14 protein-coding genes and 1 tRNA gene are annotated in these 14,708 nt (G+C 57.5%); 3 read left to right on the forward strand and 12 right to left on the reverse strand.

What is annotated here, in order from left to right; all coding sequences use genetic code 11:
• The first annotated feature begins 159 nt into the window (after positions 1-159).
• Entirely contained in the window at positions 160-3,501 is a 3,342-nt protein-coding gene (locus ACZ48S_RS07450; RefSeq protein WP_464212211.1) for a diguanylate cyclase, read from the forward strand.
• Between the two features lie 46 nt (positions 3,502-3,547).
• Here the strand turns inward: ACZ48S_RS07450 and nadC are convergent, their stop codons facing one another.
• The 8 genes from nadC to ACZ48S_RS07490 form a co-directional block, all read right to left on the reverse strand.
• Positions 3,548-4,417, reverse strand: a complete 870-nt coding sequence (gene nadC / locus ACZ48S_RS07455) for a carboxylating nicotinate-nucleotide diphosphorylase (protein WP_464212213.1) — start codon at positions 4,415-4,417, stop codon at positions 3,548-3,550.
• Between the two features lie 21 nt (positions 4,418-4,438).
• On the reverse strand, positions 4,439-5,980 hold the full coding sequence (gene nadB, locus ACZ48S_RS07460) for an L-aspartate oxidase (RefSeq protein WP_464212215.1): 1,542 nt from the start codon (positions 5,978-5,980) through the stop codon (positions 4,439-4,441).
• A gap of 74 nt (positions 5,981-6,054) precedes the next feature.
• On the reverse strand, positions 6,055-6,342 hold the full coding sequence (gene yajC / locus ACZ48S_RS07465; protein ID WP_464212217.1) for a preprotein translocase subunit YajC: 288 nt from the start codon (positions 6,340-6,342) through the stop codon (positions 6,055-6,057).
• Between the two features lie 22 nt (positions 6,343-6,364).
• A complete protein-coding gene (miaB, locus tag ACZ48S_RS07470) occupies positions 6,365-7,606 on the reverse strand; it encodes a tRNA (N6-isopentenyl adenosine(37)-C2)-methylthiotransferase MiaB (RefSeq protein ID WP_464212219.1) in 1,242 nt (413 codons plus the stop codon).
• A 39-nt stretch (positions 7,607-7,645) separates the two neighbouring features.
• On the reverse strand, positions 7,646-8,074 hold the full coding sequence (locus ACZ48S_RS07475; protein ID WP_464212221.1) for a hypothetical protein: 429 nt from the start codon (positions 8,072-8,074) through the stop codon (positions 7,646-7,648).
• A 147-nt stretch (positions 8,075-8,221) separates the two neighbouring features.
• On the reverse strand, positions 8,222-8,806 hold the full coding sequence (locus tag ACZ48S_RS07480; RefSeq protein ID WP_464212223.1) for a hypothetical protein: 585 nt from the start codon (positions 8,804-8,806) through the stop codon (positions 8,222-8,224).
• A 159-nt stretch (positions 8,807-8,965) separates the two neighbouring features.
• Positions 8,966-9,057 (reverse strand) — tRNA-Ser (locus ACZ48S_RS07485).
• A 92-nt stretch (positions 9,058-9,149) separates the two neighbouring features.
• On the reverse strand, positions 9,150-9,323 hold the full coding sequence (locus ACZ48S_RS07490) for a hypothetical protein (protein WP_464212225.1): 174 nt from the start codon (positions 9,321-9,323) through the stop codon (positions 9,150-9,152).
• Between the two features lie 117 nt (positions 9,324-9,440).
• On the opposite strand from ACZ48S_RS07490, the gene rsfS reads away from it, so the two are divergent.
• Positions 9,441-9,761: a ribosome silencing factor gene (gene rsfS, locus ACZ48S_RS07495; RefSeq protein WP_464214590.1), complete on the forward strand. Its 321-nt coding sequence runs from the start codon at positions 9,441-9,443 to the stop codon at positions 9,759-9,761.
• A gap of 36 nt (positions 9,762-9,797) precedes the next feature.
• Here the strand turns inward: rsfS and ACZ48S_RS07500 are convergent, their stop codons facing one another.
• From ACZ48S_RS07500 to ACZ48S_RS07510, 3 genes are read right to left on the reverse strand one after another with little or no spacing between them, the layout of a single operon-like run.
• On the reverse strand, positions 9,798-10,565 hold the full coding sequence (locus ACZ48S_RS07500) for an ABC transporter permease (protein ID WP_464212227.1): 768 nt from the start codon (positions 10,563-10,565) through the stop codon (positions 9,798-9,800).
• Complete coding sequence (locus tag ACZ48S_RS07505; RefSeq protein ID WP_464212229.1) at positions 10,562-11,476, reverse strand: ABC transporter ATP-binding protein; 915 nt, start codon at positions 11,474-11,476, stop codon at positions 10,562-10,564. The genes ACZ48S_RS07500 and ACZ48S_RS07505 overlap by 4 nt, the downstream gene beginning before the upstream one ends.
• 56 nt (positions 11,477-11,532) lie before the next feature.
• The gene (locus ACZ48S_RS07510; protein WP_464212231.1) at positions 11,533-13,230 is read right to left on the reverse strand and encodes a cation:proton antiporter; all 1,698 of its coding nucleotides are present in this window, start codon (positions 13,228-13,230) and stop codon (positions 11,533-11,535) included.
• Positions 13,231-13,341: 111 nt separating this feature from the next.
• Between ACZ48S_RS07510 and argC the strand changes: the two genes are divergently transcribed.
• On the forward strand, positions 13,342-14,361 hold the full coding sequence (gene argC / locus ACZ48S_RS07515) for an N-acetyl-gamma-glutamyl-phosphate reductase (protein ID WP_464212233.1): 1,020 nt from the start codon (positions 13,342-13,344) through the stop codon (positions 14,359-14,361).
• A 110-nt stretch (positions 14,362-14,471) separates the two neighbouring features.
• Here argC and ACZ48S_RS07520 read toward each other — a convergent pair whose 3' ends face one another.
• The gene (locus ACZ48S_RS07520; RefSeq protein WP_464212235.1) at positions 14,472-14,627 is read right to left on the reverse strand and encodes a hypothetical protein; all 156 of its coding nucleotides are present in this window, start codon (positions 14,625-14,627) and stop codon (positions 14,472-14,474) included.
• Positions 14,628-14,708 lie beyond the last annotated feature (81 nt).

A 14,708-nucleotide genomic window follows, 5' to 3' on the forward strand; every position in this document is an offset into this window, starting at 1 on the left:
GGTAACCGGACACCCTTTTCTCCGGGCCGCCATCCGGTGGCGGTTGAGCTTACCTTCGTACCGCCGGAGGCGGATTACGATGAAATCTCATTGACATATACCCCGCCCTCAGACATAATGGCAGGAATGAATGAAGAGCCCGCAGGAGACTGATAACCCTTGAGTATATGGGCCGTCATACCCCTGATAAGCTGCATCACCTACCTGGTATTTTTGCTGCTGCTGCTGCCCGGTTCCGCCCACCGAATTAATCGGGCGCTGGCTTATTTTGCCGCGGTAGCCGCTTTCTGGGCCTTCAGTTCTTTCATGGTTCACCTGGAAGCTCCGGCCGATACCACCCTGCTGTGGAATAAGGTACTCATCATCGGTCTGACCTGGGCGATAGTCGCCTACTATCATTTCGTTCAAATATATGTTCATCAGAGTACCGGTCGTAGCGTGCTCGGGGCGTATGCCTTCCTGGCCGTTATCGCCGTTCTATCTTTCTCCAATTCCATCATCACCGAAGCGCACGTCATTGACGGTGTAGTGCAACATGAAGTGACTCCGCTTATATATCTAGTAGCTGTCGCCGGATTAGCTGTTGCCCTGGCCAGCGCCTACGGCCTGTGGCGCAAACACCGCGCCGGCGAAACCAGAAGTGAGAAAGCTCCCCCTCTGATACTGCTGGCCGGTCTCTTGATAACGGTGTCCGCCGGCTTCGCCAACCTGAGCTCCAATCCCGATGTGGCCGGCTTGCCCATAGACCAGCTAGCCAACCTGGTCAACCTGACGCTGATTACCGTTGCCGCTTTCCATTACCGGCTGGTGGAGTTCAGGTTCATCACCGCCCAGCGGGGCATCACCTACGCCCTGCTGGCTCCGGTATTCCTGATATCCATCGGCGGCATAGCTACCATGACCATGGGCATCAACGGCGTTACCCCGGAAATCAGCCGGCTTAACCCCTGGGCGCTGCTGCCTTTAAGCTCCAGCCTGATTTATATCATCCTGCTCCTGCTGGTGGTCCAGGATACCGATAAACGAGTGAATCGTTTTTTTGCCTACTTCCTCAGTGTCGGCGCCTTCTGGAGCTTCAGTTCCTTCATGCTGGTGTTCAACCCCGCCTCCAGCCCGGAATACCTGCAGTTCTGGAATGAAATCGTCGTTACCGCCATAGCCTGGGTCTCGGTCGCCTATTATCATTTTGTGCGCGCCTACAACAACAAGACCGGCGGCCCGTGGATATACCTGGGTTACGGCTTTACCCTGCTGGTACTGGTACTGGCGCTTAACGGCCAGGTAGTGACCAACGTCAGCCTGGCGGACGGATACCTGTACCATGACATCAGGCCCTGGGATATCATCATCGGCGCCGTGGTCGCCCCTTTCGTGTTGTCCAGCCTGTATATGCTGATCCGCCGCTACCGGCGCTCCATAGACCCGGTGGACCGCAACCGCACCATCTACCTGGTACTCGGCTCCGCCGCACTGATCCTGTTTACCTATATCACCCCTTTCACGCCGGACCTGGCCGGACTGCCTGTCGACCACGTGGGCAACATCATCAATGCCGGTCTAATTGCCTACGCTGTCTCCAGGTTCCACCTTTTTGACATCAAGCTGGTGGCCCGCCGCGGCCTGACCCTGCTGGTGCTGGCTGCCTCCCTGGCAGCGGTTTACGGCGCCACCCTGGTAATAACCCTGCGCCTGCTGCCCCAGGCGCCGCAGATCACCGTTATCATGATTTCCGGCTTCATCGTTATGCTGCTCGCTTTTACCGCCCGGCCGCTGGGCCATTTCATATCCACATCCGTTGACCGGTTGTTTTACCGAGACCGCTACGCCTACCGCCAGGAACTGATGGGCTTCTCCAACCGTATGAGCTACATCCTGAGTCTGGATGAATTATCCCAGGCCTTGCTGCCGCCGCTGGCGCGGGCGCTGGAGATATCCCACGCCGCGCTGCTTTTGCAGAACAATCCGGGGGCGGACTTCACCGTTCAGTATATTTTCCCGGAAGACCATGATATGCGCACCGCCTTCCGTTTGCCGGCCGATAATCCGGTTATCGAATGGATGGACCGGCAGAACAAGGCGCTGTCACCGGCGCAGATAAACAGCCTGCCGGAATTCAAGGGGCTGTGGCAATCGGAAAAAGACCAGCTGGTCAGCGCTGACCTGGCGCTGCTGTACCCCATCAAGAGCCGTGACCGGCTCATCGGGCTGATAGCCACCGGCAACAAGAAAAGCGGCGCCGTCTACAGCACCGAGGACCTGGAGCTGATAAGCCGTATTTCATCGCAGGCAGGCGTTATTATTGAAAACGCCCAGCTTTTCAACCGGGCCAATATCAGGGCTAATACTGATGAGCTTACCGCGCTGTACAACCACCGGCATTTTCACGAGAGAATGGACCAGGAAATTGGCCGGGGCAACCGCTTCGGCATCACCTTTTCACTGATACTGCTTGACCTTGACCTTTTCAAGGCCTACAACGATATTTACGGCCACCTGGCCGGTGACCAGCTGCTTAGGAAAATCGGCCAGATGATTCAGAGTTCCATCCGCAGCATTGACATGCCGTTCCGCTACGGCGGCGAGGAATTTGCCGTCATCCTGCCGGAGACGCGCATCGATGACGCCTACCGGGTTGCCGAGCGGCTGCGCAAAACCATCGAAGCCCGTTCCAGCTTCCGGGAAATGCCGGTTACCGCCAGCCTGGGCGTAGCCAACTGGCCGGGAGACGGCATGATGAAGGAAGAGATAATCCACCAGGCCGACAACGCTCTCTACCGGGCCAAGCGTATGGGGCGCAACCGCACCTGCCTGGCTTCGGAAAACGCTTCCGGCAGTAGTCACTCAAGGTCACCGGAACCGGCGGCTCCCACCGAGGACCAGCCGCCGCAGGCACTGTCCATTATCTACGCCCTGGCAGCCACTGTTGACGCCAAAGACCACTATACTTACGGTCATTCTCGCAAGGTAAGTGAATACGCCGTTTCCCTGGCTGAGGCCATAAAATTGTCAGAGGAAACAATTCATATCATCCGGGCCGCCGGACTGCTGCACGACATCGGCAAGATAGGCGTACCAGACTCGGTGCTGGCCAAACCTGAGGCACTGGATATGAAAGAATGGGAACCAATCAGGACTCATCCTGAGCTGGGTGTGGAAATCCTGAAGCATGTGGTTGACCTGTCCAAGTGCCTGCCGGCCATCCTGCACCACCATGAGCACTGGGACGGCACCGGGTACCCGCATCAGTTGAAGGGGGAGGCTATTCCACTGGAAGCGCGAATTCTCAGTATCGCTGACGCCTACGACGCTATAACTTCACCACGTCCCTACCGTGACCAGCTTACCCTGGAACAAGCCCTGGATGAACTGAAGCGCTGCGCCGGCACCCAGTTTGACCCCAAGCTGGTAAACGTTTTCTGTGAAATCATGCAGCCGGCCCGGGAAGCGGCGCCGGATTATGAACGGCGTTCTGACCCTGAGATATCTACTTCAACAGACTAGCGTTTCAAAAGCGCGATGCGGCATTGAATACGCCGCGGAGGCATTCTTACTCAGCGGCCGGCGGTTTCCCGGTTATAAAGTCCAGGCTGTAGTTAACCGCCGGAGCCGAATGAGTAATAGCGCCCACGGATATAACATCCACCCCTGTCTCTGCCACTTCACGCACGTTGTCCAGGGTAATGCCGCCGGAGGCTTCCAGGCTGATTGACGGCGGCACTATCTCCACTGCCTGCTTCATGTCTTCAACGCTAATGTTGTCCAGCATGATGATATCGGGCTTGGCTTCAACCGCCTGTTTCAGCTGTTCCAGGTTCTGCACCTCTATTTCAACTTTCATATCCTTTTCGGCGGCCTCACGGGCCTTGGCGATGCCGTCGGCGATGCTGATGCCCTTGGCGGCCATAGCCACCAGGTGATTATCCTTGATGATAATACCGCTGGCCAGGTCAGGCCGGTTGTTCTGCCCGCCAGCGGCATAGACAGCGTATTTCTGCAGCAGCCTCAGGCCGGGCAGAGTCTTGCGGGTATCCCCGATTTTGACGTCCATGCCCTTGACCTTATCGATGTAATCAGCGGTCAGGGTAGCCACCCCTGAAAGATGGCTGAAGAAATTAAGCGCGATGCGTTCACCCTTGAGTATGCTGGTGACCCGGCCGGTAACTACCATGACCACGTCCCCGGCCTCAGCCCGGCTGCCGTCCTGTACGTTTATCTTAATCTCCAGCCCCGGGTCTATTTTCATAAAGACGATGCGGGCAATCTCCCCGCCACACACCATGGCCGGTTCCCGGATTATTATGGCGGCGCTGCCGCCCATGTTGGACGGTATAACCGCGTCAGTAGTCCGGTCGCCGCGGTTGACGTCTTCCTCCAGGGCAGTATCAATCATTTTTTCTATCTGGTTGTGAGTGCCCATTCTTTTTGTTCCCTCTCTCTGTTATACAGCATTAATTACTATATGGCGGCGCCACTTTTCGTCGGGCACCGGAAAATCAGTGCGGTAATGAGACCCGCGGCTTTCGCTGCGGTACATGGCCGCCTCAACCATCAAGCGCCCGGTAAGAAGCAGGTTGCCCAGTTCGTATTCGGTCCGGTCAGCTGGGTGGGTCAGGGCAAACTGGCCCCACCAGGCGTTCAGGGTTTCCGCCGCGCGCCGCAGACCCTGTCCGCTGCGCTCTATGCCGGCCTGCCGCCACAGCAGGTCCTGCAATTCCGGCTTCCCGGGTAGAGATACTACCTTATGCGGCCGGATTTCAGCAAGTCGCCTCCGTTCGCACGGCAGCTGTTCGACCTCGGAACCGCCGTGTCCCAGGCTGTGTTCAATGATGCGGCGGGTAAAAACCAGCACTTCCAGCAGTGAGTTGGAAGCCAGCCGGTTGGCGCCGTGTACCCCGGTACAGGAAACCTCTCCGGCGGCGTAAAGTCCCGGCACTGAACTGGCGCCCCAGGTATCAACTTTCACCCCGCCGATCATGTAATGCGCCGCCGGCGCCACCGGAATCAGGTCACGGGTAATATCCAGTCGGTTTTGCAGGCAGTGGCGGTATATCTGGGGAAATCGGGCCAGCACCAGGGTATCCGGCAGGTGGGTTACGTCCAGGTAGACGTGTTCAGTGCCGCCGCGCGCCATTTCGGCTACAATAGCCCTTGATACCACGTCGCGTGGCGCCAGTTCCGCCCGCGGATCATAATCGGCCATAAAACGGTGTCCGGCGCCGTTGCGCAGCAGGCCGCCTTCACCGCGTACCGATTCCGATATTAAAAACAGCGGCGCGCCGGGTATTTTCAGGGCGGTGGGATGAAACTGGAAAAACTCCATGTCCATGATATCGGCGCCCGCCTTAAAAGCCAGGGCAATGCCGTCGCCGGTAGCCACTTCCGGATTGGTGGTGAGGCTGAAAAGCTGCCCGGCACCGCCGGTGGCTAGCACCAGGTGCCGGCAGCCGTAGTTTTCCCTTAAGCCGCTGCCGGTATCCAGGACGCTTACTCCGGCAACACGGCCATCCTCGATAATTATATCGGTGGCCAGGCTGTGTTCCTTTACCATGGTTCCGGTATCCCGTACCCGGCCCGACAGCGTCTCTTCAATAAATCGGCCGGTGGCGTCGCCACCGGCGTGCAGAATTCGGGGCAACGAGTGCGCCGCTTCCAGCGTCAGGGCTACCTCGCCTTCCACGGTGTCAAATGGAACTCCCAGCTCAATCAGGTCCCTGATGCCCAGCACCGCCTCCCGGGCCAGGATGCTGACGGCCGCTTCATGACTCAGTCCGGCGCCGGCGGCTACGGTGTCTTTGAAATGAAGCTCCGGAGAATCACCGGCCCCGACAGCGGCGGCGATGCCTCCCTGGGCGAAGCGAGTGTTGCATTCGTCAATGGTACCTTTGGTAATCAGCAGTACCGACCCGTGGCGGGCGCCCAGCAGGGCAGCGTAAAGTCCGGCGATGCCCGAACCTACGACGATATAATCGTATGCCGCCAACTAACCTCCAGTTACCGTTATTCCGCCGGCCTTCCGGAAAATTGATCTAAAAAACGTTTTACCAGCTAACGCGGTTAACTTTCCGCCGGTTCAACTTCGTCTTCCTGCTTCATGGCCACTCCGCCGCGCACCAGTCGCAGCAGGGAACCGGATTCGGTCTTGATGACCAGGCTTTTCTCATCAATAGCTTCGATGGTGCCGTAGATGCCGCCGATGGTCACTATGCGGTCACCCCGCTTCAGGTCGGCCAGCATCTCCTGCTGCTTTTTTTGCCGCTTCTGCTGCGGCCGGATAATCAGGAAATAGAACCCGGCAAACATCAGGATCATGAAAAATACCAGGGTCAGCGTATCACCAGTCATTTACTACTCCTCAAGCGCCGCTTCAAGCCGCTTCGCCCCGCAGCGACCACGGCCCGGCAGCGGTAATTTTCACTTTAGCCAGCTGACCTTTGAGGTCAAGCGGACTGTTAAAGAATACCAGTTTACCATGTATATCACGCCCCCGCCACCGTTCTTTGGACTTTTCTTCCACCAGTACCTCCACCTCGGAGCCTACCAGGCGAGCGTTTATCTCGGCGGCGATCCCGGTCTGCAGCGCCTCAAGCCCAGCCAGCCGCCTTGCCTTTTCTTCTTTGGGCACATCATCGGCATACTTCTCAGCCGCCGCGGTGCCGGGACGGGTGGAATAGGCCGCGATGTGCACCGCCGCGAAACGCATCTCCTCCACCAGCCGGTAAGTGTTGTCATATTGGGACGGAGTTTCCCCGGGAAAACCGACAATAATATCGGTAGTCAGGGTGATGCCGGGCACCGCCTGCCGGATACGCCCGGCCAGCGCCCGGTAATCATCGGAGGTGTAGCCGCGCCGCATGCGCCGCAGCACCTGGTCATCCCCGGCCTGCACCGGCAGATTTATCGCCGGACACACCCTGGGCAGTTCAGCCATGGCGGAAATAAGGTCCTGGCTCATATCCTTGGGATGATTGGTCAGGAAACGCAGCCTCAGCAGGCCGTCAATATCAGACAGCTGACGCAGCAGTTCGGCCAGGTCCGGCTTTCCCGGCAGGTCTCGCCCGTAGGTATTGACGTTCTGTCCCAGCAGCGTTATTTCCCTGGCGCCGCGGCTGACCAGCGTCCTCGCTTCGTCCAGCACTTCATCTACTGGTTTGGATTTCTCCCGTCCGCGGCGGTAAGGCACGATGCAGTAAGAGCAGAAATTATCACAACCCTGGATAATCGGCAGGTAAGCGGCTACCCCCGGCCGGCGCGGTAAAATATCTTGCGGAATTTCATCCAGGAAATCGGGCAGCTCCCCGGCGCTGAAGAAGTGGTCCACCATGGGGAACTGTCGCCGCATGGCCGCCGGGTCTTCACCCACCATGCAGCCGGTCAGGGCCACGCGCAGCCCGGGCCGGTCCGTTTTCAGTTTCTTCAGTATCGCCAGGCGGTTGGTGATGCGCTCTTCGGCACTCTGGCGTACCGCGCAGCTGACCAGCAGCACCAGGTCAGCCTGCTCCGGGGCATCCTCCGGCCGATAGCCTTTCTGGTACAGCAGGCTTTCCAGGCGTTCGGCCTCAGCCTGGTTCATCTGGCAGCCGATGGTAAATATATGATAATTGGGCATTATTGTTCCGTTTCCTGCCGGTGAACTAAAACCGGCGTATCAGACGGTGACTTTATCCAGTTCACCCACCGGAAGCCAGTCATCCATATTGCCGAAAGCGCTCCGGTCAATAGCTATCGGCTCGACCGGCTTTGTCCGGTTTACTTCGATTAATACCAGGTAACGCTTGCCGGCCCATTTCTGCTGCTGCGTCGGACTGAGCTTGAGCTTATCCAGGTTCTTTTCCACCAGTTCCCGGGATTCTTCCGGGGTTAACTTGGGCGAATTATGAACGCTTTTAACTATCCCTTCGGCACATACAGCCCCTTCACCGTTATTGCGAATGAAATAAAGCCGGTCTCCGGCGAAAACCCGCCCATGCGGCAGCTTCCGCCCGGCGGCGCCCCGGATAATCATGGTCTGTTCCCCTCTTAGAAGCCTTTCCATTTCACCGGAACGATGATCAACGTAGACAACATGGTCAGCCAAACCTGGGCAGCCTCCTCTTCAGCAATTCAGTTTCATTATACGTAAGGCGAAGCCGGCGGCACAAATCGCGCCGCCGGGGACATAAAAAACCTGCCGCCCCTTTTGGGAGCGGCAGTAAAAAGGAGAGTGGAAAGAAGGGAAACGCGGTTATGACCGAGAACGTGAAATAAAGTTGGCAAAGTCAAAGGCGGTGGTTTTGACCGGCTGACCATCCCGCGGAGCCTGGCCATCGGTTTCCGCTTCAGCGTCCGGCTCTTTGACGCCGACCGGCTCACGCTGCTCTGTTTCCGGTTCCTCATCAGGATTTTCCGCCCGTTTATCAGCAACCGGGAAATCATTGACCGGCACCGCGGCCGGAGCCTCCTCCAGCTCCAGCAGTTCTTCGCCGGCCTGTTCTTCGGACATAAACAGCGTCTGCGACAGTTTTTCCGCCTCGGCCTGTCGCCCGTGGACAAAGTCATCCACCAGGTCCAGCGCCTTTTCCTCAGCCTGCAGCAGCACTGCCTGGCGTATTTGTTCAGCCAGCTTGGCTCCTTCCTCTCGCACGTTGTCCTGCATATCCAGGACTATGCCCTGCAATTTGCGACGGTACTCGTGCATCGCCAGGCTGCTGGCCCGCTGGGCCTGCGAGCGTGCCTGCACGGCAATCTGGTCAATCATGGGAAAAGCGCTGGTCACGGCCATTTCAATATCGCCGCGCGGTTTCTCTTCCCGTTTTTCCTTATCATCCATGGGTACACCTCCTGAAGGGTATGCGGCGGCAATAAACCGCTGCCTTTGAATGGTATACCCTGGAGAGGGGCGGCACAATTACCCGTTAGTACCGTTTAGGGTAGAAAATAGTACCATCCGGCGTCATAAAAGACGGGATGGTAAAAGAAAAAGTAAAACTGGCGGAGGGAGGGAGATTCGAACTCCCGACCCCGGTTTCCCGAGGTAAGCGCTTAGCAGGCGCCCGCACTAGACCACTATGCGATCCCTCCGCATCAAAACGTGAATTTAAAATATACCATAGCACCGGCTATGCTCTCAACCGGCGTGGCAATAACAAATCTATGAATTTCAGAGGTGGTGGCTACTGCCGCTCTTTGTCCATCTGGCGTTTACCGAACCAGTTCAGCACGTTGCCGATAACACCCATAATAACACCGTAGATAAACAGGGTGACGCCTTCACCAAATAAAATGCCGGCAAAGATGCTCAAAACTGCTGCCAGGATAAGCCCCAGGCCTATGCTTCGCATTATCATTGACTATTACTCTCCTTACTGACCATGGATTTCAGCGGGCTGACACATATGATATACTAAACTGGATTCTAATGGTAGGAGAAAAACACTCTGGAAGCAATTGAACTAGCCCGCCGTATCGCCTATATCGCCACCGAAAAACAGGCCGAAAACATCGTTATCACCGATGTTCGCGGCCTTTCCAGTGTCACTGATTACCAGGTCGTGCTCTCAGCCGACAACCAGCGCCTGGCCCGGGCGGTCTTTGATGAAGTCATTGACCAGCTGAAAAAATCCGGTGTCCGGCCTCTATTCTCCGAAGGGCAGGGACAGGAAGTTGACTGGCTGGTAGTGGACTACGGCCCGGTGATGCTGCATATCTTCACCCCGGAAAAACGCGGCCTGCTGGACCTTGACCGCCTGTGGCCGGAAGCCAAAAATATCCTGACGCTGCAGTAGGTACTCGCGGCACCTGGCGGGATAAAACGGGAGCGGCTACTCTATCACCCGGCGGCGCATGGCCAGCAGGGCGGTAAAGAACAGGATAACCACCGTCCCCGCCAGCAGGAGGAAGGATATTAGCACCCCGGTATCAATCTGTCCGGTAACCAATCCCCGCATCAGGTTGACCGCCTGGGTCAGCGGCAGAAACGGGCTGACATCGCGGACTATCTCCGGCAGCCGGTCCAGCGGAAAGAAAGCTCCGGCAAAAAACGTCATCGGGGCAATAAACAGTGTAAAATAGTAGTTGAAGCTGTATAGCGACGATGCTATGGAAACAAAGATAATCGCCAGGCTGGAAAACAGCAGACCCACCATGAAAGCCGCCGGCGGCACCAGCAGCGCCCACCAGGACTCGATTAGCCCGAAGCCCAGAGCCACCGCCAGGATGATGGTGGAGGTGATGATGGAACGGGTGGCCCCCCACCAGACCTCACCGGTTACAATGTCTTCAATGGTCAATGGCGTAGCCATGATGGCGTCGTAGGTCTTGCGGTATTCCATGCGGAAATAGACGCCGTAAGTGCTTTCAAAAGTAGCCGTGGTCATGGAGTAGGCGCCCAGCACTCCAGGTACGATATAATTGATGTATTCGGTATCTCCGATAGCCCCCATGTAGGAGCCGAATCCCAGTCCCAGCGCCAGCAGCAGCAGTATGGGTTCTATCATGAAGGCCGGCGCCAGCGACCACCACAGCCGCCGGAAAACATCCATGTTTCTTCGCCACATGAAAAACGCCCGGTAGGTCGGCATCCGGATCATTCCACCAGCCCCCTTCCGGTCAGGCGCATGAAAACGTCTTCCAGCGTACCCAGCCGCTGCCAGATGCGGCAGCCCCGCTCCTTGAACTCGGTGTAGACCGCCTCTCCGTCGGATTGAAATATCTGGATGATGTTCTCAGCCATTTCCACGTCCAGTCCGCGGCCCTTGATTTCTTCCAGCAGCCCTTGGCACCGCCCGGCTTCGGGCAGTATCTCTATCACCTGCTCACCGACATGCTCAAGCACCAGCGCCTTGGGCGTGTCCAGCGCCAGGATATGACCCTGGTGCATAATGGCCACCCGGTCTGACAGAACCGCCGCCTCATCCATGTTCTGCGTTGTCAGCAGCACGGTCACTCCCTGCTCTTTCAATTCCTTGACCTTCTGCCACACCAGGTTACGGGACTGGGGGTCCAGCCCGGTGGTCGGCTCATCCAGGATAATCAGGCTGGGGTGGTTGATCAGGGAGCGGGCCAGCAGCAGGCGGCGCTTCATGCCGCCGGACAGGGTTTTTATCTTGCCTTCAGCCTTGTGATCCAGCTTGAAAAGCTGCAGCACTTCCCGGCTGCGCCGCCGCGCCTCGGCTGGCGGTATTTCAAAATATCGGGCAAAAGTGGTCAGGTTCTCGATGACCGAAAGTTCCGGGTCCAGGTTGTCGCCCTGGGGTACCACGCCGTAATGAGCTTTGACCCGCCGCGGCTCCGCCGCCAGGTCCATACCTAGGACCTTGATATCACCGCTGGTCACCGGGGATATGGTGGTCAGCATCTTCACCAGGGTGGTCTTGCCTGCGCCGTTGGGTCCCAGCAGACCGAAGCATTCACCCTCCTCTATATCCAGAGACAAGTCATCGACCGCGGTCAGGTCTTTGAAGCGCTTGGTCAGGTTGCGGATTTCGATAGCGGCAGACATCGGCTAATAATATCACTCACGTTATGGCGGCACAACTGGTTTAAAACGCCATTTTATCAGCTCATCGTGCCAGAGCGCAGGCTGTTGAGTATATACTGGATTTCGGTGGACGCCAGGCCGTATCGATGCAGCGCGTGGCGGGTTATCTCCAGGCTGGCTTCAAACTGTGGCCGCACCAGTTCGTTGACACCAATCCCCTTGAGCACCTCGGCGTCCCGGTCTCGCTCCACCCGGGCGACAATATCCAGCTTCGGGTTAATCAGCCGGGCGTTTTTCACCGTCATCTCCACGTCCATGAAGCCGGGAAAAGTGCACACCAGCAGCCGGGCTTTTTCCAGGTTGGCGTTGGCCAGTATTTCCGGATTGGACGCATCGCCGTAGATGCAGGGTATCCCTTCCCGCCGCAGTTTGATAATCGTCTGCGGGTCCAGTTCTATGACCAGGTAGGAAAGGTTTCGCCTTTTAAGCACCTTGGTCAAAGCGTCGGCGGAACGCCCGTGACCGCAGATAACGGCATGGCCGGACATGACGACCCTGGTCCGTGATTCACCCTCCATTCCCCGGTGGCTGAAAACCCGGCGGCCGAAAGGAGTGTTTTCCAGGAGGTGATACAGCTTGACTCCGGCATTCATCAGCAGCGGCGTGATCACCATGGTAACAATGGCCGACCCCAGCACCAGCGCGTAGGTGGTATCCAGCAGTATCCCGGCGGCCACACCGGCGCCGGCCAGCACAAAGCTGAATTCACCTATCTGTGCCAGGCCGAAACCGGTCGATAGCGCCGTCCGCGCGCTGTATCCAAAGACTATGGGAACAATGGTGCAGATAACGAATTTTACGGCAATTATAAAAAGCACCACACCGGCTACCAGCGCCGGGTTCTGGACAATGAATGAAAGATCAACCAGCGTACCCAGCGACACGAAAAACAGCGCCCCGAAAGCGTCCCGGAAAGGAACTATGTCCGCCAGCGCCTGGCGCGCGTACACTGACTGGCCAATAAGCAATCCGGCGATGAAGGCTCCCACCGCCGCTGAAACGCCGAAAAACTGCGCCCCGATGGCCGAGGCCAACGACAGCGACACCACCGTAATCAGGAAAAGCTCGCGGGAGCGGGAACGGGCCACCCATGCCAGCACCCGCGGCAGCAGCCAGAAACCGGCTCCGGCCAGCACCACAATGAACAGTATCGCCTGGCCGCCGGCACTCAGCAGTTCCTGGCCGAGGTCAGGGCTTTCCGAGCCCAGGGTCGGCAGGATAATCATCATCGGTATCAAGGCCAGGTCCTGCACCAGCAGGATTCCGGTCATGATGCGCCCGTGGGTGGTATCCAGTTCACTGCGTTCCATCAGCAGTTTAAGCACAATCAGGGTGGAACTAAGTGAAACCATGAAGCCGAAAAAGACTGATTCCGGTACGCCCCAGCCCAGCATCTGTCCCAGTCCGAAGCCGGCCGCCGCGGTCAGCAGTATCTGCATGGTGCCGCCGAGGATGGCCACGGCGCCGATGCGCTTCAGCTCCGGCAGCGAAAACTCCAGTCCCAGGGTGAACAGCAGCAGGATAACACCGATTCCGGCCACGCTTTCAATGGTGGCGGTATCCTGCACCAGTCCCAGGCCGTGGGGGCTGACCAGCATACCGGCGGCCAGGTAGCCCAGCAGCACCGGCAGTTTCAAACGGTGGGCCAGGACACCGCCGACAATGGTAGCGATGAGCACGACAATCAGTTCAGCGCCCACTTCCAGGTGTTCCAAAGACCGCTCCCGTTTCTAATTATGAATGTTCAATTCTATCATAATACAGCTTCAGTCTGTATGTTCCGGCGCTGTCGTCGTCGCCGCGCGGCTGTGTTATACTAAGTAACCATGTCAAAAACCCGTGTTGGAATTATCAATGTAACCGGCTATGCCGGCGTAGAGCTGGCGCGCCTTTTGACGGCCCACCCGGAGGTGGAACTGGTCTCCGTCACCGGCCGCTCCGCCGCCGGCCAGCCGCTGGGCAAAGTCTTTCCTCACCTTGAGCCGCTGGGGCTGGAAATCAAGTCAGAACTGGATGATGTTGACCTGGTTTTCTCGGCGCTGCCGCACCGCGAGAGCGCGGAGCAGCTGTTGCCGCTGGTGAACAAGGGGGTAAAAGTCATCGACATCAGCGCCGACTTCCGGCTGAAGGACGCCGTTTTATACAGCGAGTGGTACGGCTTTCAGCACCCGGATCCGGCCAGCCTGTCCGAAGCCGTATATGGCCTGCCCGAGCTTTACCGGGAATCCATTAAATCCGCCGGCCTGGTGGCCAACCCCGGCTGCTACCCTACCGCTTCGATACTGGCCCTGGCGCCGGCGCTCAAGGCCGGGCTGGTTTCCGGAAATATAATCGTGGATGCCAAGAGCGGACTCTCCGGCGCCGGACGCAGCCTTAACCTGCGCAGTCATTACTGCGAGGCCAACGAGGACACGGCAGCTTACTCCATCGCCGCCCACCGCCACCAGCCGGAAATAGCGCAGGAGGTCAAAAACCTCAGCGACACCGCCGGTGCCGTAGTCTTCACCCCGCACCTGGTGCCCATGACCCGCGGCATCCTGGCCAGCTGTTATACGCCGCTGGATTCCTCGGTTTCCATAGAAGACCTGTTTGAGATTTATGTCAATTTCTATAAAGATGAACCCTTCGTCCGGGTCACCGGCACCCCGCCTCACACCCGGGATACCGCCGGCACCAACCTGTGCCTGGTCCATCCGGTAATTGACAAGCGAAGCGGGACATTGATCGTCATCGCCGCCATCGACAACCTGGTCAAAGGCGCCGCCGGCCAGGCCGTGCAGAATATGAACCTGGTACTGGGACTGGAAGAAACCACCGCCCTGCCGGTTGTTCCGCAGTACCCCTAGATACCCCGCTGCCGCGCCGCAGCCCCAAGTCACAGGTTCCAATTGCAAATCACAAACAAATTTCAATAACCGAATATTAAAATCCCAAATCCACCCGATATCTACTTAGATTACCCGATTGCACGGGAAAAAAGAGTGTCCGTCATTGCGAGCGTAAGCGAAGCAATCCCGGTATCTTTTTTGGTTATTAAATTTTTAGATATTTGAATTTGTTTAGCAATTAGATATTCGATATTAGCTATTTCACCCGCTCCTCCTAACTCCACCCCCTCTCCAGCGTTATACGAACTAGACCGGATCTTCCGGTACTTTGGTAATAAGGTATGCTGCCTCGTATTTACTGTCAG

The sequence above is a fragment of the Dehalogenimonas sp. NIT-SK1 genome, from assembly GCF_055384165.1.

Bases quoted from the DNA above. Each gene is read 5' to 3' on its own strand.
- nadC (WP_464212213.1), bottom strand. From the start codon at position 4,417: ATGGGCACTCACAACCAGATAGAAAAAATGATTGATACTGCCCTGGAG.
- yajC (WP_464212217.1), bottom strand. From the start codon at position 6,342: ATGACTGGTGATACGCTGACCCTGGTATTTTTCATGATCCTGATGTTT.
- miaB (WP_464212219.1), bottom strand. From the start codon at position 7,606: ATGCCCAATTATCATATATTTACCATCGGCTGCCAGATGAACCAGGCT.
- ACZ48S_RS07480 (WP_464212223.1), bottom strand. From the start codon at position 8,806: ATGGATGATAAGGAAAAACGGGAAGAGAAACCGCGCGGCGATATTGAA.
- ACZ48S_RS07490 (WP_464212225.1), bottom strand. From the start codon at position 9,323: ATGATAATGCGAAGCATAGGCCTGGGGCTTATCCTGGCAGCAGTTTTG.
- ACZ48S_RS07500 (WP_464212227.1), bottom strand. From the start codon at position 10,565: ATGATCCGGATGCCGACCTACCGGGCGTTTTTCATGTGGCGAAGAAAC.
- ACZ48S_RS07505 (WP_464212229.1), bottom strand. From the start codon at position 11,476: ATGTCTGCCGCTATCGAAATCCGCAACCTGACCAAGCGCTTCAAAGAC.
- argC (WP_464212233.1), top strand. From the start codon at position 13,342: ATGTCAAAAACCCGTGTTGGAATTATCAATGTAACCGGCTATGCCGGC.